The sequence below is a fragment of the Mesorhizobium sp. USDA 4132 genome, assembly GCF_056279545.1.
The window spans coordinates 4128367-4150983 of the sequence record NZ_JBWCCP010000001.1 but is presented as its reverse complement, the minus strand read 5'-3'; the positions used below and the strand labels follow the sequence as shown (position 1 = coordinate 4150983).

The following is a 22617-nucleotide window of genomic DNA, read 5'->3' as shown; positions in this document are numbered from 1 at the left end:
GCTCCATTTACCCGGCTTTCGCAGCTATGCCAATCAGGCGCTCAGCGCTTGGAGATGAATTCCTTTGATGCATCCGCAAAGTCCGGATGCCAGCGCGATAGCGGCGGGCGGTTTTCGATGATGTCGCCGATCGCCCAGGCCATGCGGCGTTCGTCTGTCGCCCGATCCACGTCGTTGTCTGGGCAGAGGATATAGAAATCACCGCGCTCCAGGCTCACCAGCATGAACTCGACCGTCTCTTCCGGCGTCCAGGCGCCGGCGGGCTTTTCGACGCGGTCGCCCTTGGTCAGGCCGGTAAACACGAAGCCCGGGATGAGCAGATGCGCCGAGACCTGGCAGTCGGGCGTGTTGCGAAGCTCGTGCTGCAGCGCTTCGGTGAACGTCTTCACGCCGGCTTTGGCGACATTGTAGGCGGGATTGCCGGGCGGTGTCGTGATCCCCTGTTTCGAGCCGGTATTGATGATCAGCGACGGTTCGCCATGGGCGACCATGGCCGGCCCGAACGTCCGCGTGCCGTTGATGACGCCGAGCAGGTTGATGGCGAAAATGCTGTCCCAGTTGACCTGCGGCCCGAATATCGAACTCCCCGGGCTGATACCGGCATTGTTCATAAGCACATGCACCCGGCCGAAACGCTGGATGACGGCGCGTTCCAGCGCCTCGATCTCATCCGGCTTCGAAACGTCGGTGCCGATGGCAGCGACATCCGCCTCGCCGTCTTCGGCAAGGGCCGCGACCTCGTGGGCTGCTTCCGCGAGCTTGTCGCCCTCCAGATCGGCAAGGACGACGGAAAGGCCCATCCGGGCAAATTCCTTCGCCGCCGCAAGGCCGATTCCGGATGCGGCCCCGGTAATCACGGCGACATTGTCCTTTTTCAGAGCGGGATGAGTGATGGTCATGGCAGATCTCCTCTAGGGCGCTGCTGTTCAAAGGTCGGGCGGGATATGGTACCCTCATCAAAACCTGTCAACATGACAAGGCGTCACGAGTAAGGGCGTCACACCGGAGCCGCTTCATGGGCAAGATGACATCGATCACAGTGGATGAGGAACTGACTGAGTTCATCGACAGGCAGGTGAGCGGCGGCAACTACAGTTCGCCAAGCGAAGTGGTGGAGGCCGCCTTACGGCTTCTGCGTGACAGCGAGGGCGGTATCGAGGCCATTCGCGCGGCGATCGAAGAAGGCGAGGCCTCGGGCGAGCCGCAGCCTTTCGATTTCGACGAGTTCATTGAAAAGAAACGTGCCTTGCGCGCCGAGCGATGAAAACTCTGATCTTCGCGCCGAAGGCGACCGCGGACATCGACCATATTTACGATTATACAGACGAGACCTGGGGCTACAATCAGGCTGAAGAATATACGTTCGGAATCCGGGATTTTTGTAGGGCACTTTCCTTGGGGGAGAGAAGCGGACGGAAGATCGACCAGATCAAACGCGGATATCGAGCGCTTGCCTACGGGTCCCACTTTATCGTCTATCGAGAAACGCCTACGACAATCTCGATCATCCGCGTCCTTCACCAGCGCATGAATATCGGCGGCCATCTCTGACCGGCTTTGCCGGGTTTTTCTTGCGTGCCTCAGGAAACTCGCTAAAAGTGCCGCAAATCCTGACTTGGCAGTTTCAACAACCGCTTCCACCCGCAGACGGACGTAAATCGACATGGCACTCCCGAAAGACGTAAAGAAGGTCGTTCTCGCCTATTCCGGCGGCCTCGACACCTCGATCATCCTGAAATGGCTGCAGACCGAACTGAACGCCGAGGTGGTGACCTTCACCGCCGATCTCGGTCAGGGCGAGGAACTGGAGCCGGCCCGCAAGAAGGCCGAGATGCTCGGCATCAAGGAGATCTATATCGAGGACGTGCGCGAAGAGTTCGTGCGCGATTTCGTCTTCCCGATGTTCCGCGCCAATGCCGTCTATGAAGGCGTCTACCTGCTCGGCACCTCGATCGCCCGTCCGCTGATCTCCAAGCACCTGATCGAGATCGCCAAAAAGACCGGTGCCGATGCGATTGCCCATGGCGCCACCGGCAAGGGCAACGACCAGGTTCGTTTCGAGCTTTCGGCCTATGCGCTGAACCCGGATATCAAGGTGATCGCGCCGTGGCGTGACTGGGCTTTCAAGAGCCGCACCGATCTTCTGAAGTTCGCCGAGGAAAACCAGATCCCGGTTGCCAAGGACAAGATGGGCGAAGCGCCGTTCTCCGTCGACGCCAACCTTTTGCACTCGTCTTCCGAAGGCAAGGTTCTCGAAGACCCGGCCATCGAGGCTCCCGAATACGTGCATATGCGCACCATTTCGCCGGAAGCTGCTCCGGACAAGGCGACCGTCATCAAGGTCGGCTTTAAGAAGGGCGATGCGGTTTCCATCAACGGTGTCGCCATGTCGCCGGCGACCCTTCTTGCCGCGCTCAACAATTACGGCCGCGACAACGGCATCGGCCGTCTCGACCTCGTCGAGAACCGCTATGTCGGCATGAAATCGCGCGGCGTCTACGAAACCCCCGGCGGCACGATCCTGCTCGCCGCCCACCGTGCGATCGAGTCGATCACGCTGGACCGTGGTGCCGCGCATCTCAAGGATGACATCATGCCGCGTTACGCGGAGCTCATCTATTACGGCTTCTGGTTCTCGCCGGAGCGCGAAATGCTGCAGGCGCTGATCGATAAGAGCCAGGAGCATGTCGAAGGCGAAGTGACGCTTAAGCTCTACAAGGGCAATGTTATGGTCATCGGCCGCGAGAGCGAAAAGTCGCTCTATTCCGACAAGCTGGTCACCTTCGAGGACGACCAGGGCGCCTACGACCAGAAGGATGCTGCCGGCTTCATCAAGCTCAATGCGCTGCGCCTGCGCACCCTCGCCAAGCGCAATCTCGGCAAGTAACTCCGATAATCCGATCGCCGAAGCCCGCCTGCCCGAAAGGGAGGCGGGTTTTTTCATGCCTTGCGGCTGGCGATCCGGAAGCCGATGTAACCGAGCACGGCGATCAGGTGCATGGCGGGAATGACGATGCCGAAGGCCGGTAGCGGCGAGCCGATCGAGGCGGCGGCGACGCCGCCCACGAAGCCGGCGCCCATCTGGATGAAGCCCATCATCGCGGACGCCGACCCGGCAATATGCGGGAAGGGGATGAGGCCTGCCGCGGTCATGTAGGGCGATACGAAGGCGATCCCGAAGGCGCACATGGCAACCGGCACCATGACCGACAGAAAGGATGGCGGCAGGTAGTGGATCGAAAGGGCCATGACGAGACCACCGCTGCCGCTGAAAATCAGTCCAACCAGGGGCGCCTGTTCGGCCGGCAACCATCTCGAGATGACGCGGAGGCAGACCGAACCCATCAGGAAGAAACCGGATTGCATCAGCATGCTCATGCCGAACTGGATGGGCGTCAACCCGACCTTCTCGATCAGGATGAACGGCAGCACGGCCGCCTGGGCATACATGGAGCCGACGGCGCCGCCCAGAACGACCGCGGTAAACAGGAAGCGCGGCAAGGGCGACGATTTCCGCATAGGCCTGGACGAGCCGCAGCGGCTTCAGCCGACTGCGATCGGGCACCGTGGTTTCCTTCAGGCAGACGGTCGACAGGAAGACCAGCAGGGCGCCGAAGCCGACCATCAGCAGGAATACCGATCGCCAGCCGAACGCGGCCAGGGCGAGGCCGCCGACCGTCGGGCCGAGAGACGGCCCGATCGCCAGGATGATGCCCATCGTGTTGATGATCCGGGCAGCGTCGCCGCCGTTGAACTGGTCGCGGACAATGGCGCGCGACACGGTGACGCCGACCGAAGCGCCGATACCCTGGATCAGGCGGCCAGCGAGCACCCATTCGACCGTGGGAGCAAAGGCGGCAAGCAGAGAACCGGCCAGATAGACCAGGAGAAAACTCAGCGAGGCGGTCTTGCGGCCGAAGGCGTCGGAGACGGGGCCGGCAACCAGCTGCGCCAGTGCGAACCCGGCAAAATAGAGCGACAGCGACATCTTGATCGCTGCCTCCGTGGTCGAAAAGGCATGCACCAGCTCCGGCATGGCCGGCGTGTAGATCGCCATCGAGATCGGTCCGATTGCCGTCAGGAGCGCGCCGATGATTGTGGTTCGACGCTCGCTCATCCGAGCGGGGACAGGCGGCATGTTATCGGCTTTCATCGAATGCGGTCTGGAGCATGACGGAGGGGGCTACGGCCTGGAGGTTGGCGTTGAACGCGGCCAATGCCTCGCGCAGGATGCGGCTGTTTTCCTCGCTCAAGCCTTCGGTCGCCTGAGCAAGGATGGCGTTCAGTTCGTGGCGGATCGAGCCGATCATCTCGTCGGAGGTCTTGGTGAGATTGATCCGCTTGACGCGCCGGTCAGCAGAGCATTGCTGCCTTTCGACCAGTCCGAGCGCCTCCAGCTTGTCGAGATAGGCGCAGAGCGTCATCGGCTCGACGCCCATGCGGGCAGCGATGTCGAGCTGGCGGCTGCCGTCGACGGTCGCGATGTTCAGGAGCGCCCGCGCCTCGCCGGGCGTCAGTCCGAGGCCGGCCTCGGCGATGCGGCGCTCGAAGGCGGCACGCAGCAATCGGGCACTGTCGGCGATCAGAAATCCCAAACTGTCCATGCCCTCTTCGGCACCTTTCGCCTTTATATGCAAATTTTGTAAGGTACCCTTACTATCTTTCGGGTGTGAGGCAAACGGAAAACGGGGTTCGGTTGCATTGACACCGGCGAAACCTGCGGCGAGATTGTCGCAGCCTTCCGACGGAGCTTCTCCATGTCCTCATCGCTGCTTGCCGGCGCCTTTTTCGCGGCGCTCGCCTATACGCTCATTCCCGGCCCGGCATTCCTGGCGCTGCTCGGCATCGGTGCCGGACAGGGGAGGCAGGCCGGGGCCTTCTTCATGGGCGGCCATCTGGCGGGAGACATTCTCTGGTCCGGACTGGCGCTGGTGGCGATCATCGGCGCCAAGACGGTCGGCACCACCGTCTTCGACATCCTCGGGGTTTTCTGCGGTCTCTATCTTGGCTGGATCGGCTGGAGCGCGTTGCGGGCGAAGCCGAAGAAGGATGGCGGCGCTCTGGTGACGGTCGAAAAGCCGCTGCGGCGGGGGCTGATTTTCGGGTTGACCAACCCCAAAGGTTATCCGGTGGCGCTGGCAACCTTCACGGCACTGCTGGCGAGTTCAGCCGATGCGCTGGATTTCAGCGCGTTGCCGGTGCTTCTCGCCGTGTCGCTGATCGGGTTTCTGACGGCCGATCTGGTGCTCATCGGGATTATCGGGGCCGGCGTGGTGCGGCGGTTCTACCGCAAGCATGAAAGGGTGATCGTCCGGCTTTCCGGCCTGCTGTTCATCGGTTTTGCGGTGCAGGCGCTCTGGCATTCGGCACCGGGCCTGTTCGGCTACAGGCGCGCCTGAGCTTCGATTAGACTTCGATGAAGGCCATCACCGCGCGAAGGACATTGGCGCGGGGCGTATCGCCAAGCGACATGGCGATCTCGAGCTGATTGCGGTAATAATCGTGGAAGTTGAAGCCGGTTTCGTCTGTGACCTGCGACAGGTCCATCAACTGTCCCTGAGCATCGACGGCGTGCGTTGGAAGTTCTTCGGACAACGTGATGTAAGTGTCCTGGTCGATCCTGCCCGCCTGATAGTTTTCAAGCGCGAGCGCACGCAGATCCCGCGGGGTGATCGCCGAAAAATCGATCGGCGATTCATCCGTGTCGGGCACCTGAAAGGTGATCTGGCTCTGCCGACTTCCATGCTCGGATGACTTCTCGACTTTATTGTTTCGAGAATGGTCTCTTTGCAGTAAGTTGGTAGACCAGCGCAAGGAACTGATTTCCATGGCTATATCCTGATTCATCGGATACTGGCCAAAAGTACCTTTGATTACTGCACTGCGTCAAATGGTTAATAACCGTTAATTGTTATGTATGATTTCTTGCCGGAAATCGAAAATGGACAGGCGCATACCCATTCCCGCCGGCTTCTCCTATATGAATGGCGATGCATCGTTAGGAAGGATATTTGCATGTCTTCTAATCTTCTGGTGAACCCCGCTCTCGTGGACTGGAACGGCCATCACGGCCTACCGCGTTTCGATCAGGTGAAGGACGAGGACTTCGCTCCCGGCTTCGAGTCGGCACTTGGCATCCACGAAGCGGAGATCGAGGCGATCGCCAGCAATCCGGAAGAGCCGACCTTCACCAATACCGTCGTTGCACTGGAGACCGCGGGCGACGAGCTGTCGCGCGTTTCGTCGCTGTTCTGGGGCAAGGCCGGCGCGCATACCAACGAGAATATTCAGGCGCTCGAGCGTGAGATCGCGCCAAAAATGTCGCGCCATTATTCGAAGATCGGCATGAATGCGGCGCTGTTTTCCCGCATCGACAGGCTTTGGGAGAAGCGCAAGGAGCTGGGCCTGACGCTTGAGGAAGAGCGCGTGCTGGAACGTCACTGGAAGGGCTTCGTCAAGGCCGGTGCCAAGCTTGCCAAGGCTGAGCAGGAGCGGCTTGCCGATATCAACGAAAAGCTTGCCGGGCTCGGCGCCAAGTTTGGTCAGAACGTCCTCGGTGACGAGAAGAGCTGGTCGCTGAAATTGTCGGGCGAGGCCGAGCTGGACGGCCTGCCGGCCTTCCTGCGCGATGCCATGGCGTCCGCTGCCCGTGAGCGCGGCGAGACGGACGGCTATATGGTGACGCTGTCACGCTCGATCATCGAACCGTTCCTGACCTTCTCGACCCGACGGGACCTGCGCGAACAGGCATTCAAGGCATGGGCTGCGCGCGGACAAAATGGCGGCGAGACCGACAATCTCGGGATCGTGCGCGAAACGCTGGCGCTGCGGGCGGAAAAGGCAAAGCTGCTCGGATACGAGAATTTTGCGGCCTACAAGCTCGACAATACGATGGCGAAGACCGCAGACGCGGTGAATTCCCTGCTCCGCAAGGTCTGGGACAAGGCGCGCTCCAAGGCGCTGGAGGAAGAGGCGAGCCTTGGCGGGCTGATCGCCGAGGAAGGCAAGAACCATGAGGTCATGCCCTGGGACTGGCGGCATTACGCCGAGAAGCTGCGCCAGCGGACCTTCGATTTTTCCGAAACCGAGCTAAAGCCCTATCTGCAGCTGGAAAAGATCATCGAGGCCTGCTTCGACGTTGCCGAGCGTCTGTTCGGCATCAAGGCGGTCGAAGTGAAGGGTGTGGCGGCCTATCATCCGGATGTACGGGTGTTCGAAGTCCGCGACAGGGATGGTTCGCTGAAGGCGCTGTTCCTCGGCGATTATTTCGCCCGCTCCTCGAAGCGCTCCGGCGCCTGGATGAATTCCCTGCAGTCGCAGCACAAGCTGCCGCTGAAGAACGGTGCGACAGGCGAACTGCCGATCATCTACAACGTCTGCAATTTCGCCAAGCCCGCCGAAGGCAAGCCGGCACTGCTGTCGCTCGACGATGCCCGCACGCTGTTCCACGAGTTCGGCCATGCGCTGCACGGCATGCTGTCGGACGTGACCTATCCGTCGGTCTCCGGCACCGGCGTATCGCGCGATTTCGTCGAATTGCCGTCGCAGCTCTACGAACACTGGCTGACCGTGCCGGAAATCCTCGAGAAATACGCCGTGCATCACGAGACCGGCAAACCGATGCCGAAGGCGCTGCTCGACAAGGTATTGGCGGCACGCACCTTTAATGCCGGCTTCGCGACCGTGGAATTCACCTCCTCGGCGCTGGTCGACATGGCATTCCACACCCGCGGAGCGGTCGAGGATCCGATGGTGGTGCAGAAGGAAGTACTCGACGAACTCGGCATGCCGGCTTCGATCGTCATGCGCCACGCGACGCCGCATTTCCAGCATGTGTTTTCGGGCGACGGCTATTCGGCCGGCTACTATTCCTACATGTGGTCGGAAGTGCTCGATGCGGACGCCTTCTCCGCCTTCGAGGAAACCGGCAATGCCTTCGATCCGGTCATGGCCCGCAAGCTCAAGAACAACATCTATTCGGTCGGCGGCTCGATCGATCCGGAAGAGACTTACAAGGCCTTCCGCGGCAAGCTGCCCGACCCGCAGGCGATGTTGAAGAAAAAGGGCCTCGCGATGGTCGAGGAGCTGTCCGGCAGCGACGCCTGAGCGCGTCGTGATCCCGGTCTTGTCGGATGAGATGGAGCTGATGATCCGCCGATCATCGGCCTGTCATTCGGCCGTCATAAAACCGTAACACCATTGTCATGGAACCTTAATAGGAAACCGGCATCGCCTCTAACCGATGCCGGTTCCCCATGACCTTTCAGCCCCCAGCGACACATGCCGCCGTCTCGACGGCCGGGGTGGAATTGCATTACGGCGCGACGCCGGTTCTCAAGGGCATCGATATCTCGCTTTCGAAGGGCAAGACGCTTGCCCTTCTCGGCCCCTCCGGCTGCGGAAAGACCACGCTTCTGCGCCTCGTCGCCGGATTGCTGGCGCCGACCAAGGGTTCGATCTCGATTGTCGGCCAGGTGGTTGCGGATGCCGCCGCGAATACATTCTCCCCGCCCGAAAAGCGCAATCTCGGCATGGTCTTTCAGGACTACGCGCTGTGGCCGCATCTGACGGTCGGCGGCAATGTTTCCTTTCCGCTCGAGATGCGTGGCCTCGGCAAGGCCGAACGCCAGTCTCGCACGATGCGGGCGCTGGAGCGTGTCGGTCTCGGTGCCTATGTGGACCGCCGTCCAAGCGATCTGTCCGGCGGCCAGCAGCAGCGCGTGGCGATCGCCCGTGCCATCGTCGCCGAACCGCAGCTCATCCTCTTCGACGAGCCGTTGTCCAACCTCGACCGCGAGCTGCGCGAAAACATGGTCGGCGAACTTGCCGAGCTGATCGCAACGCTCGGTCTGACCGCCATCTATGTCACGCACGACCACGCGGAAGCGCTGACGCTCGCCGACGACGTCGCGGTGATGCGCGGCGGGCTGATCGAACAGCTCGCATCCCCCGACCAGCTGATCGATAAGCCGGCGACGCCTGAAGTGGCGGACTTCCTGCGCCTCGGCGGCATCGCCGATCTCGACTATCGCGACGGGCTGTGGGTCTTCAAGGGCAGCGACGTGGCGCTACTGCGGAGTGAAGGCGATGCCGGCGCGAGCGCCCGCGTGCTCATTCCGGTCGGCTCGATCTCGGTCAGTGACGTCGGGCCGGGGCGGCTTGCGGCAACCGTGCTGCGCTCGCAGTTCCGCGGCGACGGGCACCTGGCGACGGTTTCGCTCGTCGGCCCCACCCATATGGAATTGCAGGTTCTGAGCCGCGTCAAGCTTCGGCCGGGCGACGGCGTCGGCCTTTCGATCGATCCGGATCAGATCCGCTGGTTTTCCCCACGCGTTCATTCATCCCAAAAGGAGAGTTTGCAACATGCTTAAATCATTGAAGAGCATCACTTTCGGCGTCGTTGCCGCAGCACTTACGGCGGGCGTCGCCCATGCCGACGTCACCGTCTATACCGCCGGTCCCCAGAGCCTGATCGACAAGCTGTCGGCCGGCTTCACCAAGCAGACCGGCATCAAGGTCAACGTCTTCCAGGCGACGACCGGCAAGGTCATGGCTCGTATCGAAGCCGAAGCCGCAAACCCGGTCGTTGACGTTCTGGTTTCGGCTTCCTGGGATACCGCCACCGACTTCGCCAAGCGCGGCTGGCTCGTCAAGTATTCGAGCCCCAACGCTGCCAAGGTTCCGGACTTCCTGAAGACGGAAGGCGCCGTCGCGCAAGGGATCTCGGCACTCGGCATTGCCTGGAATACCAAGAGCGGCACGCCGAAGCCGACCGAATGGGCCGACCTGACAAGTAAGGAATACAAGGACCTCGTCAACATTCCGGATCCGGCGCAGTCCGGCTCGTCGTTCGAACTGACGGCCGCTCTCGCCGGCCAGGATAGTTTCAAGCTCTTCAACGGCCTGAAGGCCAATGGCGCGATCATTGCCGGCGCCAATGCAGATGCTCTGAACCCGGTCCTGCAGGGTGCCAAGGCCGCCGTCTTCGGCGCCGTCGATTACATCACGCTCGCTGCCAAGGCGAAGGGTGAATCGATCGACGTGATCTTCCCGGCTTCCGGCACGGTCATCGCACCGCGCCCGGCGATGATCCTCAACTGGTCCAAGAACCAGGACGACGCCAAGAAGTTCATCGACTACATGCTGTCAGACGAAGGCCAGAAGGCCGTTGCCGACGAAATGCTGATGCCGGCCCGCACCGATATCCCGGCTAACCGTCCGCTGATCAGCGACCTGAAGCTGCTGAAGTACGATACCGCCACCGTCTACGGCAAGCGCAAGGAAACGCTGGCCGAGATTACCAAGATCTACGGCGGCAAGTAAGGAACAGGCGCATGAAGGCGAACGGCATCGGCGGCGCGGCTCCGGCCGCCTGGCTCGCGATCGCGGGACTGGTCCTCGTCGTCGCCATTCCCTTCATCGCCGTGGTGCTGCAGGGCATCTTCCCCAATCTTGGACAGGGTTCGTTCGCGGGCCCTTTCTCCTCTCTTTTCTCGACGCTTGCCGATAGCGCGCTGATCGGCATGGCCGGCAATACGCTGCTGCTCGGCTTCTGCGTGGTGCTCGCCTCGGCCGTGGTCGCTGTGCCGCTCGGCGTGTTCCGAGCGCTCTACCGCATTCCCTTCGCCCCGTTCTGGGATGTGGTCCTGCTCGTTCCCTTCATGATCCCGCCCTATATCGCGACGCTCGGCTGGATCATGACGCTGCAGCCGCGCGGTTATCTGCAGCAGCTGGTCGGCTTCAACCTCGCGCCATTCCTGTTCTCGCTGTTCGGCATGACGCTGGTCATGGCCTTCAACACCTTTCCGGTCGTTTATTTCGCGGTGTCGCGCACGGTGGAAGCCGTTGGCTCCCGTTACGCCGATGTCGGCCGCGTCTTCGGTGCGACGCCGGCGCGGGCTTTCTGGCGGATCACGCTGCCGTTGTCGGCTCCCGGCCTTGCCGCCAGCCTGATGCTGGTTTTCGCAGCCGCCATCGAGGAATACGGCACGCCGGCAGCACTCGGCCGTCGTGCCGGTTTCCAGGTGCTGGTGACCGGCATCGACCTTCGCATCACCGACTGGCCGATCGATCTTCCGGGTGCGGCGATCCTGTCGCTGCTGCTGGTCGCCATGTCCCTCGTCACATTCCTGCTGCAACGCTGGATCCTTTTGCGGCGCTCCTACCAGACGGTGGGCGGCAAGCCGAGCGCCAAGGACAAACGGCCGCTCGGCGCCCTGAAGGTGCCTGTGATGATCGCCTTCTCAGTGGTGGCGTTCCTGGCGACCGGGGTGCCGCTGCTGGCGATCCTGGCGACGGCGCTGTCGCGGACGATTTCCGGCGGGCTGGCGCTCGGCAATCTCAGCCTCAACAATTTCATCCTAGTGTTCAGCAACAGCGCCGGCGCGGTCGGGGCACTGGTGAACAGTTTCTCGCTCGGCATCGCCACGGCGCTGATCACCGGGCTGATCGGCGTGACCGCAGCCTACACGGTGGTCAAGACGCGGATGCGCGGCCGCACGGCGATCGACATCATGACCATATTGCCGAACGCGCTGCCCGGCATTGTCGTGGCGGTCGGGCTGATCCTTGCCTGGAACATGCCCTGGCTGCCGGCGACGCCCTACAACACCGCCTTTATCCTGCTGCTTGCCTATTGTTGCATCCTGCTGCCGCAGCCTGTACGCTATACCACGGCGGCCTTCCAGCAGATCGGTGACAATCTGGAGGCAGCGGCCCGCGTGTTCGGTGCCAGCAGCATCACGGCCTTCCGGCGCATCCTGCTGCCGCTGGTCTTTCCAAGCCTTGCATCGGCCATGCTGCTGGTCTTTGCGCTCGCTTCCCGCGAGCTGGTCGCCTCTGTCGTCGTCGCACCGGTCGGCATGCAGACGATCGCCACATTCATCTGGCGGCAGTTCGAACAGGGGTCGATCGGTCTCGGCATGGCCATGGCCTTCATCGCGATCGTGATTACCACCCTGCTGCCGCTCCTCCTGCTGACGCTGTTGAGGCGCAGCGGGCTGGTGGCGGAATAGCCGTCAACCATCATCGCGCTCACCCCTTTCGCAAATGCGAAAAACAGGGTATGAGGCCGCAAAACGAATTGGGTGCCGCCTCCCGTCGCCGCGCCAAAGCTCAGAGATTCAAAACATGAAAATGCGCAATATCGCGATTATCGCACACGTTGACCATGGGAAGACCACCCTCGTTGACGAACTTCTGAAGCAGTCCGGCTCGTTCCGCGACAACCAGCGCACCACCGAGCGCATGATGGACAGCAACGATCTCGAAAAAGAACGTGGCATTACCATTCTTGCCAAGGCGACCTCGATCGAGTGGAAGGGCGTTCGCGTCAACATCGTCGACACGCCCGGCCACGCCGACTTCGGTGGCGAAGTCGAGCGCATTCTCTCGATGGTGGACGGCGCGATCGTTCTCGTCGACTCTTCCGAAGGTCCGATGCCGCAGACCAAGTTCGTGGTCGGCAAGGCGCTGAAGGTCGGCCTTCGCCCGATCGTCGCGATCAACAAGATCGACCGTCCGGACGGCCGCCATGAGGAAGTCATCAACGAAGTCTTCGACCTCTTCGCCAACCTCGACGCCACCGACGAACAGCTCGATTTCCCGATCCTTTACGGTTCCGGTCGCGATGGCTGGATGAACGTCAATCCGGAAGGCCCGAAGGACCAGGGTCTCGCCCCGCTTCTCGATCTGGTGCTGAAGCACGTTCCCGAGCCGAGCGTCGGTGAAGAAGACGGCGCGTTCCGCATGATCGGCACGCTGCTCGAAGCCAACCCCTTCCTCGGCCGTATCATCACCGGCCGTATCCATTCCGGCTCGATCAAGCCGAACCAGGCTGTCAAGGTTCTGAGCCAGGACGGCAAGACGGTCGAGACCGGCCGTATCTCCAAGATTCTCGCCTTCCGCGGCATCGAACGTACGCCGATCGACGAAGCGCATGCGGGCGATATCGTCGCGATCGCCGGCCTCTCCAAGGGCACGGTCGCCGATACGTTCTGCGATCCCTCGGTCACAGAGGCGCTGCACGCACAGCCGATCGACCCGCCGACCGTCACCATGTCCTTCCTCGTCAATGACTCACCCCTGGCCGGCACCGAAGGCGACAAGGTCACCTCGCGCGTCATCCGCGATCGCCTGTTCAAGGAAGCCGAAGGCAATGTCGCGCTGAAGATCGAGGAATCGGACGGCAAGGATTCGTTCTTCGTGTCCGGCCGTGGCGAATTGCAGCTCGCCGTGCTGATCGAAACCATGCGCCGCGAAGGCTTCGAGCTTGCCGTGTCGCGTCCGCGCGTCGTCATGCACAAGTCCGAGGACGGCACGCTGATGGAGCCGATCGAGGAAGTCGTCATCGACGTCGATGAAGAACATTCCGGCGTCGTCGTGCAGAAGATGTCCGAGCGCAAGGCGGAAATGGCCGAGCTGCGTCCGTCCGGCGGCAGCCGCGTCCGCCTGGTATTCTTTGCGCCGACCCGCGGCCTGATCGGCTACCAGTCGGAACTTCTGACCGATACCCGCGGCACGGCGATCATGAACCGCCTGTTCCACGACTATCAGCCCTACAAGGGTGAAATCGGCGGCCGCACCAACGGCGTGCTGTTGTCCAACCAGGCCGGCGAAGCCGTCGCCTATGCGATGTTCAACCTGGAAGACCGCGGCCCGATGATCATCGAGCCGGGCGAGAAGGTCTATGCCGGCATGATCATCGGCATTCACAGCAGAGACAACGACCTCGAGGTCAATGTCCTCAAGGGCAAGCAGCTGACCAACATCCGCTCTGCCGGCAAGGACGAAGCCGTTCGCCTGACCCCGCCGATCCGCATGACGCTCGACCGCGCCCTCTCCTGGATCCAGGACGACGAGCTGATGGAAGTGACGCCGAAGAACATCCGTCTGCGCAAGACCTATCTCGACGCCAACGACCGCAAGCGCTTCGGCAAGGCGAAGATCGCCTGATTTCGACAGCATGCTCCGAGCCTTTCAAAACCCCGGTAGAAATGCCGGGGTTTTTTCTGTGCCTACGACCTGCCCGGCCTTGTCGCAAAGGTTAAAAACACGTTAACGTTGCCTCGTTGTCCACATGAGAAGTCTGTGGGCAATCCGCTCTACACACATTGGTGGAATGGCGGATTGCCGACATCAGGGCCTAGAGTAAACGTTATGAAGACGTTATCGATCGATGTCCGGCGGGCCGAACCGCAAGACGCTCGCGCCATTTCCGAGGCGCACCGCCAGGCATGGACCCAGGCCTATGCAGGCCTCATTCCCTACAAGCCGCTAACCCAGATGCTGGAGCGCCGGGGCGAGACCTGGTGGCGCAAGGCGACGCGCGGGCCGGCAACGCTGCTGGTTCTCGACGTCGCCGACCAGGTCGCCGGTTATGCGACGATCGGCCTCAACCGCGCCCGTGCCCTGCCTTACGACGGCGAGATCTACGAGATCTATCTGCGTCCGGAATTCCAGGGCATCGGCCTTGGCCGCCGCCTGTTCGGCGAAAGCCGCCGGCTCCTGAAGTCGCTCGGCTGCGAAGGCCTGGTCGTCTGGTGCCTTGAGGACAGCGAGCATGCGGCGCGTTTCTTCCGCCGGCACGGCGGCGTGGATCTCGCCGAAGGCATGGAAGATTTCGGCGGCACGCAGCTTCGCAAGATCGGTTTTGTCTGGCCTTGAACGGTCAGGCTTGAAGACCTTGAATTTAAACGCTTTCTAATGTTTCGGCGCACCGCGTGGTTCAATATTGGCGTCAAAGCCTTGTTGCCTTGCAGCATGATTCCCGCTATCGACGCTTAACTTTGTCGAACCTCATCGGGGACTAGAATGCGTATCGATGCAATTTCCGTTGGCAAGAATCCGCCTGAAGACGTCAACGTCATCGTTGAAGTGCCGGTCGGCGGCCAGCCGATCAAGTACGAAATGGACAAGGAAGCCGGCGCTCTTGTCGTCGATCGCTTCCTCTACACGCCGATGACCTATCCGGGCAATTACGGCTTCGTACCGCATACGCTCTCTGAAGACGGCGACCCAATCGACGTCCTTATCTGCAACACCCGTCCGCTGGTTCCCGGCTGCGTCATCAACGTGCGCCCGATCGGCGTGATGATCATGGAAGATGATGGCGGCAAGGATGAGAAGATCATTGCCGTGCCGGTTCCGAAGCTGACCCAGCGCTACGACAAGATCAAGAACTACACGGATATGCCCGAGATCACGCTGAAGCAGATCGAGCATTTCTTCGAGCACTACAAGGATCTGGAGCCCGGCAAGTGGGTGAAGATCGGCGGCTGGCAGAATGTCGACGTGGCCAAGACACTGATCATCGAAGCCATCGAGCGCTACAAGGCAAGCAAGTAAGCCATCAGGCTTTCAGGACTTTTTTGAATTTCTCTTCCAAGTCCTCCGGGTCGCCATCGATCCGGAGGATTTTTTTGCGCGCGGTTTCGCCCGACAGGATCGAGATCGAGGATTTGGGGAGACGGAACGTATCGGCCAGCAGCAGGATCAGCGCCTTGTTGGCCTTGCCGTCCTCCGGCACGGCGGTGACGCGTGCCTTCAGGAAAATGTCGCCATCGGCTGCGGTCTCGATGCCGTCGACAGCATTGCGGCCCGAATTCGGCGTGAGCCGGATTGCGAGCCGCAGATGATCGGAATGCCTGCTATAAGGACCGCTCACGCAAACAGCGGATAGATCGACGTCCACATCAGCGAGCGGATGAAGAAGATGATCAGCAGCAGGACGACCGGCGAAATGTCGATGCCGCCGAGATCCGGCATGATGCGGCGGATGGGGCGCAGCACCGGTTCGGTGACGTTGAAGAGGAAACGACCGACCGCATCGACGAACTGGTTTCGCGAATTGATGACGTTGAAGGCAAAGAGCCAGGAAAAGATGGCGCTGGCAATCAGCACCCAGGTATAGAGGTTCAAGGCCAAATCGATGGTCTGAAACAGGGCGAGCATTAACGTCTCCATTTCTTTGTTGACAGACATGTAGACATTGGCGAACTAACGGGCAAGTGCCGCGCCCGCGCCTCATCCGATTCATGTTTAACGGGCGACAGGCACGCTGCCGGCTTCCGGCTCCGCTGAAAGTGCTGCCTTATGTCCATTCCTGCCTCGGGCGATCGTTTCGCCGCCTTCCGGCACTCATCCTATACTCGCTTCTTCTTTTCCCGGCTCTTTTCGGCTTTCGCGATCCAGATCATCAGCGTCGCGGTCGGCTGGCAGATGTACGACGAGACCAGCAATCCGCTCTATCTCGGCCTGATCGGGCTTTTCCAGTTCCTGCCGTCGCTGCTCCTGATCCTCGTCACCGGCTCGGTCGCCGACCGCTATAACCGGCGCGCGATCGTGGCGGCCTGCATGGTGGTCGGAGCGCTCTGCGCCGGCGCCCTGCTGGCCCTCACCGTCACGCATTCGTTTTCGCCCTGGCCGGTGTTCGGCATACTGATCGTGTTCGGGATCGAGCGCGCCTTCATGGGGCCCGCGGTGCAGTCGCTCGGGCCGAACCTGGTGCCGGAACAGGATCTGCCGAATGCGGTCGCCTGGAACTCCTCGTCATGGCAGACGGCTGCGATCCTCGGTCCGGTTGCCGGCGGTCTGCTGTACGGCGTCAGTGCGATCGCCGCCTATTCGGTCGCCTTCGCCTTTCTCATCCTGGCGGGTGCTCTGGTCTTCATGATCCCGAAGCCTCCGCAGCGAAACGCGGTCGAGAAGGTGAGCTGGGGCCAGATCCTCGCCGGTTTCAAGTTCATCTCCGGTGAAAAGATCGTGCTCGGGGCGATCTCGCTCGATCTCTTCGCCGTGCTGCTCGGCGGCGCGGTGGCGCTGATGCCGATCTTTGCGCGCGATATTCTCGAACTCGGGCCCTGGGGCCTCGGCATGCTGCGGGCAGCACCGGGCGTCGGGGCGATCATTGTCGCGATCTACCTCGCCTTCTACCCGATCCGCCACCATGCCGGCGTGGCAATGTTCATCGGTGTCGGGCTGTTCGGAGTGGGCACGCTGGTCTTCGGTCTCTCAGTGACGCCCTGGCTGTCGATTTCGGCGCTGATGCTGATGGGCGCGTCGGACATGATCTCGGTCTATGTGCGCGAAACGCTGATCGCGCTCTGGACGCCGGACGAAGTGCGTGGCCGGGTCAATGCGGTCAACATGGTGTTCGTCGGCGCGTCCAACGAACTCGGGGAATTCCGGGCAGGTACGATGGCCTCGATCTTCGGGGCGATGCCGGCCGTGGTCATCGGCGGTGTCGGCACGCTGGCGGTCGCGATCATCTGGTCCATGAGCTTCCCGAAGCTGCGCCGGATCGACAGCCTCGAGGCACCGGAGCGGGAAGAGAAATCGGCTCAGCCGGCCTGAAGCGCCGGCCGACGGCACAGCATGGCGAATATCTGAAGCGTCGTCGTGGTTGGCGGAAGCATCGGCATCGGGGACCGTCAGTCTTCTCCCTGGTCTCCCAGGGTTGCACGGGCGGCGGCCTGCTGGCGTTCCAGAACCCTGTCGCGCGCCGAGACGCCCAGAAGATCGGCGATCCTCCAGATCACATGATCTTCGATTTCGCTGCGCTGGCCGTCGGCATAAACGATATCCCAGAGGATGCCGAGCAGCTCGACGCGGTCTTCTTCGTTGACGAGATGCTTTCTGAGATCGGACGTGAAGCGGTAATAATCGACCGCCTCGCTGCCGGCCTGGTGGCCGACCTCGATCAAGGTCTTCAGGCGATCCTCGCTCAAGTCGTAACGTTCGCGCAGCAGATCGCGAAACTTCTGCTGTTCCTGATCGGAAATATTGCCGTCCGCCTCCATGACCTGGAAACATAGCGCCACGAACGCCACCCGCGGATCATCGGGCGCGAATTCCTGTGTATGGTGGGATCCTGTCAGAGTGTGGAGGAAGGCCTGAATGCGATCTAACATCTATCTCCAGGCCCTCGCCATTCTAGAACAACCGGAGCCTCGTTGCAGGCTGCCCGGCATCGGGATCTTTCACACCCGGATCATCCGGCGGGCGGCCGAAAAAGGGAACTGGCTCCTCCCTATTTTTAGGGGTTTTTCCGTCCTTTGACGTCACATTCGCAGGCGCTGGTGTTTTTGCTGCAACAGCTAACTCCTTCGGAGCCGGCTTTGCCTCCTGCGGAACGGGCTTAACCGGAACCACGATCGGCCGCGGCGCTTCCTCGGCGCGAGACTCGGCCTTCGGGGTGAAAGCCGGCACCTCGGTGACGGGCGGCAGGCTGGCGATTGCCGTATCGGCTGCGAGCGAACCTTCCTCGACCGGGCCTTCGAGCTGGTCGAACGGCGCCTTCCATTCGAAGGCGTCGAGCCGGCCGGTGACCGGGGAAATCGGCAGCCATTTTTCCGAGACGTGCCCGTCGGCCACCCAGGCCGGGTCGCGGGGTGCTCGCAGCGCCTGCGCCATCCAGTGCCGGACGCGGCCCTGATCGCCGGTCTCGCCCTCCTCGATATCGGCGAGCAGCAGGTAGACGGCCTCGCGGGGCTCCATCCGGGCGGCGGCCTCCGCCTTGGCGCGGGCCTTCCTGAACTCCTGTGCGTCGAGCGCCGCCTGGGCGACGGCCAGCAGCGATTCGACATTGTTGGGTCGCATCGCTTCGAGCTTTTCGGCGCGTTTCAGCCGGTCGACGGTGCTGTCGCCACTGCGGGCACGGACATAGGCGCGGGCGATTTCCGGATGGGGCCCGAGCTTCCAGACGCCTTCGAGGACCGATGCGGCCTTGCGGACATTGTCCTCACGCAGCCAGGCCTTGGCGGCGATGACGGCGGCGGGCACCAGATCCTTGGCGAGCTTCAAAGCCGCCATGGCGTCGTCGCGGGCGCCCTTCGGATCGCCTTCCAGCCGGTCGTTTGCCTTGGCCGTCAGGAGCACGGCCTTCCAGCGTTCGGCCTTCGGCTTTTCAAGAATATTGGCCATGCGCTGCTGGTCGAGCAGGCGGATCGCATCGTCCCAGCGACCGGACTGACTGCGGGATTCGAGCGTCGCCTGGGCGGCCCAGGGCAGGTAGGGCGCGTGTTCGACGGCCTTTTCCGCATATTGGCGGGCGGCCTCGTTGGCGCCGAGCCGGCGGGCTTCCATGTAGAGGCCGCGCAGGCCGAGTTCCCGGGTTTCCGGATCCTCGGCCATCTGCTCGAATTTCTTGCGCGCTTCGTCGTGCTTGCCTTCGATGAGGGCGGCCTGTGCTTCGAGGAGATGGATCAGCGGCTCCTGGTCGGCGCTGATCAGCCCGCGGGTGCGAAGACTCATCTTGCGGGCGAGCAGAGCATTGCCGGCGCCGGCGGCTATCAGGCCGGTCGACAGCGCCTGATAGCCGCGATCCCGCTTGCGGGCGCGAAAATAACGGCGGACGGAATAGGGCGAGGTCCAGATCACCCCCACGATCCACCAGAGGATCATGGCAAAGCCGACCAGCGCGACCACGGCGGTGGCGGCCACCATCAGGCTGGTTTCGATCAGGTGGTCCTGCCAGGTGATGGAAATCAGGCCGGGGCGATCCGCGAGCCAGGAGAAACCCCAGCCGAGAGCCAGCACCACAACGAGAAAAATGAAAAGTCTGACCATCCGGTTCTTCCGTCCTCAGCCTTGGGTGCCGGCGACGGCACGCGTCAGCGTTCCGCCCACGAGATTTTCCACCTGAATGCGGGCATCGAGCTTCTGCTTGAAATCGCGCGAAACGGCTTTTGCCGGTTCCGGCAGCGCGTCCCATTCGCGGGCGGAGGCCTGGAGATTGCCGTTGCGCAGGGCCTCTTCCATGCGGGCGACGATCGCATCCGGCGTCGCGCCCTGGACGTCGCCGACGCGGCGGACCTTGACCACCGACATGGCGGAGGCAAGCAGCCGGCCGGCAATGCCCTGGTTGGGATCGGGCTGGGCGGTCGCTTCCAGCATGGCATCGGCAATGCGGGGGAAGTCACGCTGCAGCTCGGCGCGGGCGGGCACGCCGGCGGACGCGAACTTTTGCAGGTCGGCGACGGCGGGATCGTCGCCGGCGACGCTCACGAAGGTCTGCAGTTCGGTTTCGAACGGACCGCCGCGATCGATGCCGGCCTTGAGGGCGGCGGCTGCGACGGCGCGGGCGACCTGCTGTTCCGGGCCGCGATCGTTCAGCTTGGCCTCGGCCTGGTCGAGGCGCTGGGCGAGACCGGAACCGGCGCTCGCCGCCGACTGGACGGTGGCGCGAAGCCGGTCGAGATCGGCCTTCAGCGCTGCAAGCGCCTGATCGCTGGCGCTGCTCGATGCCTTGGGCGCGGTTTCAAGGGCTGCGACGCGATTGGCGAGCGCTGTATCCGGCGCTGCTGCGGTGGTGGGACGGTTTTTGAGGGCCGCAATTTCTTGGCGCAAAGCGGCGATCTCGGAGGAGAGGCCGGCCGTGTTGGAGGCCGCCGGAGCGGGCGTGGCGCCGGGCAGGTAACCGGCATATTGCATGCTGCCGGCCAGCAGCAGCGCGACGATGCCGCCGAAAATGCCGGCCGCGATCAACGTCGACGTGGCAGGACTCGTGCGATGGTGCGGGGCGGGAACTGGCTCCGGTTCGGGCGCCACGGTCGCGGGCTGCGGTTCGCTCCGGGCGGCGGCAGACCAGGGGTCGTCATAACGCGGCTCGTCCGCGGCCGAGGGACTGGACGCCGGTTCTTTCGCGGACTCGGGCTTGGCCGGCTCTTCGGCTGTTGCAGAAACGTCCTCGGTGGGCTCGGTCGTGCTCACCGCTTCGTCGGTGTCGTTGCTGCGGACAGGTTCGGCGAGGACATCAGATTGCTCGGCGGTCAAGTCGATCGTGACCGGCTCCTTGTCCGTCTTGGATCGGCGGGGTGGTTGTTCCGGTACCATCTCGACCTCTTTTTGCATGCGCTCACAGGAAACTAGTGGGTGGGTCTTAGGAAAGAAAGGGGCGGGCGGGATTTTGGCGCCACACCTCGACTAAAGGAGTGCGAATACGCCATCCTCGTCAGGATGGCTGGCGATCTTGATATTTCTGTGAAATTCCCGCGGAATGATTTCGGCGACATTGGCGCTGAGGCAGAGGAACTGCACGGATGCAAGTTCCTTCAGGTGCGGCGCAGCGAAATCACAGAACAGCCGGGCGTTTTCCCGCGAATAGAGAAGCACCGCATCCACGGGTGGATCGAGCAGGGTGGCGCGGATGAAAACCTCATCGTAGGCTATGGGTGCCATTTCGTAGATTTCGGCGGTGACGAACGGCACCCCCGTCGCATGCAGGCCATCTTCGAATTTTGGCGAACGCGGCCTGCCGGCAAGGTAGAGCAGCGGAGCGTCGAACGAAGATGCATCGCTTGCGATGATTTTCGCGAGTTCGGCGCCTGTGCCGGGGCCACGGCGAATGTCCCGGAAGCCGGCATCTTCGGCCGCCTTTGCCGTTGTTTCTCCGACAGCATAAAGGGTTTGGCCGAGAAACAGGGGCAGGTGGTCGCCCGGCAAGGACAGCACCCGGACGGCTTCGGCGCTGGTGACGGCCAGCGCGGAATGGGGGCCGGCGAGCGCGGCCTCGGCGACTTCCGGATGATGGACCGCCTTGGTCAGGGGCAGCAGAACCGGCTGATGACCAAGGTTTTGCAGCCGTTCGGCGGTGCGGCGGGCCGAGTTTTCGGGGCGGGTGACGACGACCCGCATCGCGTTACGACCAGCCTTCGAAGAAATCGGAACCGGCCGCCGCGCGAACGGCTTCGCCCGCCTGCCTGCCGAGCTTTTCTGCGTTGGCTCGTTTGCCCTCGGTCTCGATCGAATGTTCCTTGCGGCCATCCGGCGTCAGGATGAGGCCCGAGAACTTCAGATGGTCGCCCTCGCAGATGGCGTACCCGCCGATCGGGGTGCGACAGGAACCGTCGAGTGCGGCCAGAAAGGCGCGTTCGCAGGAGACCGCGTCATAGGTCGGGCGGTCGTTGATCGGGTCGAGAAGCGCGTCGATGCGGGCGTCACCGATGCGGCTTTCGACGCAGATCGCGCCCTGCGCCGGTGCAGGGGGAAAATCCTGCGGGTCGAGCAGTTCGGTGACCACGTCCTGCTTGCCGAGGCGCTTCAGGCCGGCATAGGCAAGCAGGGTCGCATCCACCTGGCCTTCGTTCAGCTTGCGCAGCCGGGTCTCGACGAGGCCGCGGAAGGTGATGACCTCAATGTCCGGACGGATGCGGCGGATCAGCGCCTGGCGGCGCAGCGACGAGGAGCCGACGGTGGCGCCATCCGGAAGTGCGGCCAGCGTATGGGCGGTGCGACCGATAAACGCATCGCGAAAATCTTCGCGGGGCAGGTAGGCGGCGAGACGCAGGCCGTCGGGCAGTTTTGTCGGCATGTCTTTCGAGGAATGGACGGCGAAATCGAGATCGCCGGAGATCAGCCCTTCCTCCAGTTCCTGGGTGAACAGGCCCTTGCCGCCGAGCTCGGTCAGCGCCCGGTCGGTGATGCGGTCGCCGGTGGTCGACAGTACGACGATCTCGAACATCTCCTCCGGCAGGCCATGCGCCGTCATCAGCCGTGCGCGCGTTTCGGAAGCCTGGGCGAGCGCCAGCGGGCTGCCGCGCGTGCCGATCCGGAAAGGTTTTGTTTGCATCCGCGTCATTCCATTGTTACCGGAAGCTTTCGTAAACCGGTTTATCCGGC

22 protein-coding genes and 1 pseudogene are annotated in these 22617 nt (G+C 62.5%); 12 read left to right on the top strand and 11 right to left on the bottom strand.

The window, feature by feature from the left end; genetic code table 11:
- Positions 1–41: 41 nt before the first annotated feature.
- Positions 42–899 (bottom strand): SDR family NAD(P)-dependent oxidoreductase, encoded by an 858-nt coding sequence (locus ACZ9IU_RS20755; protein ID WP_038546599.1) that lies wholly within the window; start codon positions 897–899, stop codon positions 42–44.
- Between the two features lie 116 nt (positions 900–1015).
- Between ACZ9IU_RS20755 and ACZ9IU_RS20750 the strand changes: the two genes are divergently transcribed.
- The 3 genes from ACZ9IU_RS20750 to ACZ9IU_RS20740 all read left to right on the top strand — a co-directional run bounded on the left by ACZ9IU_RS20750 (position 1016) and on the right by ACZ9IU_RS20740 (position 2887).
- Positions 1016–1264 (top strand): type II toxin-antitoxin system ParD family antitoxin, encoded by a 249-nt coding sequence (locus tag ACZ9IU_RS20750; protein ID WP_038546596.1) that lies wholly within the window; start codon positions 1016–1018, stop codon positions 1262–1264.
- Positions 1261–1551 carry a type II toxin-antitoxin system RelE/ParE family toxin gene (locus ACZ9IU_RS20745; RefSeq protein WP_038546593.1) on the top strand — a complete coding sequence of 97 codons (291 nt, stop codon included), beginning with the start codon at positions 1261–1263 and terminating at the stop codon, positions 1549–1551. Before ACZ9IU_RS20750 ends, ACZ9IU_RS20745 begins: the two co-directional genes overlap by 4 nt.
- Positions 1552–1663: 112 nt before the next feature.
- Positions 1664–2887, top strand: coding sequence for an argininosuccinate synthase (locus ACZ9IU_RS20740; protein ID WP_038546590.1), 1224 nt, complete (start codon positions 1664–1666; stop codon positions 2885–2887).
- A gap of 53 nt (positions 2888–2940) precedes the next feature.
- Here the strand turns inward: ACZ9IU_RS20740 and ACZ9IU_RS20735 are convergent.
- Both ACZ9IU_RS20735 and ACZ9IU_RS20730 read right to left on the bottom strand, forming a co-directional pair.
- Positions 2941–4117, bottom strand: a pseudogene (locus ACZ9IU_RS20735) (multidrug effflux MFS transporter).
- Positions 4118–4139: 22 nt separating this feature from the next.
- Complete coding sequence (locus ACZ9IU_RS20730) at positions 4140–4604, bottom strand: MarR family winged helix-turn-helix transcriptional regulator (RefSeq protein WP_038546583.1); 465 nt, start codon at positions 4602–4604, stop codon at positions 4140–4142.
- Positions 4605–4757: 153 nt separating this feature from the next.
- Between ACZ9IU_RS20730 and ACZ9IU_RS20725 the strand changes: the two genes are divergently transcribed.
- The gene (locus ACZ9IU_RS20725) at positions 4758–5399 is read left to right on the top strand and encodes a LysE family translocator (protein WP_038546581.1); all 642 of its coding nucleotides are present in this window, start codon (positions 4758–4760) and stop codon (positions 5397–5399) included.
- Between the two features lie 7 nt (positions 5400–5406).
- Here ACZ9IU_RS20725 and ACZ9IU_RS20720 read toward each other — a convergent pair whose 3' ends face one another.
- Entirely contained in the window at positions 5407–5829 is a 423-nt protein-coding gene (locus ACZ9IU_RS20720; RefSeq protein WP_038546579.1) for a hypothetical protein, read from the bottom strand.
- 186 nt (positions 5830–6015) lie between these two features.
- Here ACZ9IU_RS20720 and ACZ9IU_RS20715 point away from each other — a divergent pair, with 186 nt between their 5' ends.
- The 7 genes from ACZ9IU_RS20715 to ppa all read left to right on the top strand — a co-directional run bounded on the left by ACZ9IU_RS20715 (position 6016) and on the right by ppa (position 15345).
- Positions 6016–8106, top strand: a complete 2091-nt coding sequence (locus ACZ9IU_RS20715; protein ID WP_038546577.1) for a M3 family metallopeptidase — start codon at positions 6016–6018, stop codon at positions 8104–8106.
- A gap of 149 nt (positions 8107–8255) precedes the next feature.
- Positions 8256–9371 (top strand): ABC transporter ATP-binding protein, encoded by a 1116-nt coding sequence (locus tag ACZ9IU_RS20710; RefSeq protein WP_038546576.1) that lies wholly within the window; start codon positions 8256–8258, stop codon positions 9369–9371.
- On the top strand, positions 9364–10323 hold the full coding sequence (locus tag ACZ9IU_RS20705) for an ABC transporter substrate-binding protein (RefSeq protein ID WP_038546573.1): 960 nt from the start codon (positions 9364–9366) through the stop codon (positions 10321–10323). The genes ACZ9IU_RS20710 and ACZ9IU_RS20705 overlap by 8 nt, the downstream gene beginning before the upstream one ends.
- An 11-nt stretch (positions 10324–10334) precedes the next feature.
- Positions 10335–12014 carry an ABC transporter permease gene (locus tag ACZ9IU_RS20700; protein WP_038546570.1) on the top strand — a complete coding sequence of 560 codons (1680 nt, stop codon included), beginning with the start codon at positions 10335–10337 and terminating at the stop codon, positions 12012–12014.
- 115 nt (positions 12015–12129) lie between these two features.
- The gene (gene typA / locus ACZ9IU_RS20695; RefSeq protein WP_038546568.1) at positions 12130–13953 is read left to right on the top strand and encodes a translational GTPase TypA; all 1824 of its coding nucleotides are present in this window, start codon (positions 12130–12132) and stop codon (positions 13951–13953) included.
- Between the two features lie 204 nt (positions 13954–14157).
- Positions 14158–14664 (top strand): GNAT family N-acetyltransferase, encoded by a 507-nt coding sequence (locus ACZ9IU_RS20690; RefSeq protein WP_038546565.1) that lies wholly within the window; start codon positions 14158–14160, stop codon positions 14662–14664.
- 147 nt (positions 14665–14811) lie between these two features.
- Entirely contained in the window at positions 14812–15345 is a 534-nt protein-coding gene (gene ppa, locus ACZ9IU_RS20685; RefSeq protein ID WP_038546562.1) for an inorganic diphosphatase, read from the top strand.
- Positions 15346–15349: 4 nt separating this feature from the next.
- Here the strand turns inward: ppa and ACZ9IU_RS20680 are convergent, their stop codons facing one another.
- Positions 15350–15664 (bottom strand): DUF167 domain-containing protein, encoded by a 315-nt coding sequence (locus ACZ9IU_RS20680; RefSeq protein WP_038546558.1) that lies wholly within the window; start codon positions 15662–15664, stop codon positions 15350–15352.
- A complete protein-coding gene (locus ACZ9IU_RS20675; RefSeq protein ID WP_038546555.1) occupies positions 15661–15951 on the bottom strand; it encodes a YggT family protein in 291 nt (96 codons plus the stop codon). The genes ACZ9IU_RS20680 and ACZ9IU_RS20675 overlap by 4 nt, the downstream gene beginning before the upstream one ends.
- 141 nt (positions 15952–16092) lie before the next feature.
- On the opposite strand from ACZ9IU_RS20675, the gene ACZ9IU_RS20670 reads away from it, so the two are divergent.
- Positions 16093–17352, top strand: coding sequence for an MFS transporter (locus ACZ9IU_RS20670; RefSeq protein WP_038546552.1), 1260 nt, complete (start codon positions 16093–16095; stop codon positions 17350–17352).
- A gap of 77 nt (positions 17353–17429) precedes the next feature.
- On the opposite strand, the gene ACZ9IU_RS20665 is transcribed toward ACZ9IU_RS20670, so the two are convergent.
- The 5 genes from ACZ9IU_RS20665 to hemC all read right to left on the bottom strand — a co-directional run bounded on the left by ACZ9IU_RS20665 (position 17430) and on the right by hemC (position 22567).
- The gene (locus tag ACZ9IU_RS20665) at positions 17430–17909 is read right to left on the bottom strand and encodes a tellurite resistance TerB family protein (protein WP_038546549.1); all 480 of its coding nucleotides are present in this window, start codon (positions 17907–17909) and stop codon (positions 17430–17432) included.
- 22 nt (positions 17910–17931) lie between these two features.
- Positions 17932–19566, bottom strand: a complete 1635-nt coding sequence (locus ACZ9IU_RS20660; RefSeq protein ID WP_038546547.1) for a heme biosynthesis protein HemY — start codon at positions 19564–19566, stop codon at positions 17932–17934.
- 15 nt (positions 19567–19581) lie between these two features.
- Positions 19582–20832, bottom strand: a complete 1251-nt coding sequence (locus ACZ9IU_RS20655) for a COG4223 family protein (RefSeq protein WP_038546545.1) — start codon at positions 20830–20832, stop codon at positions 19582–19584.
- A 90-nt stretch (positions 20833–20922) separates the two neighbouring features.
- Positions 20923–21633: a uroporphyrinogen-III synthase gene (locus ACZ9IU_RS20650; RefSeq protein WP_038546543.1), complete on the bottom strand. Its 711-nt coding sequence runs from the start codon at positions 21631–21633 to the stop codon at positions 20923–20925.
- A gap of 4 nt (positions 21634–21637) precedes the next feature.
- Positions 21638–22567 (bottom strand): hydroxymethylbilane synthase, encoded by a 930-nt coding sequence (gene hemC, locus ACZ9IU_RS20645; RefSeq protein WP_038549778.1) that lies wholly within the window; start codon positions 22565–22567, stop codon positions 21638–21640.
- Between the last annotated feature and the right edge of the window lie 50 nt (positions 22568–22617).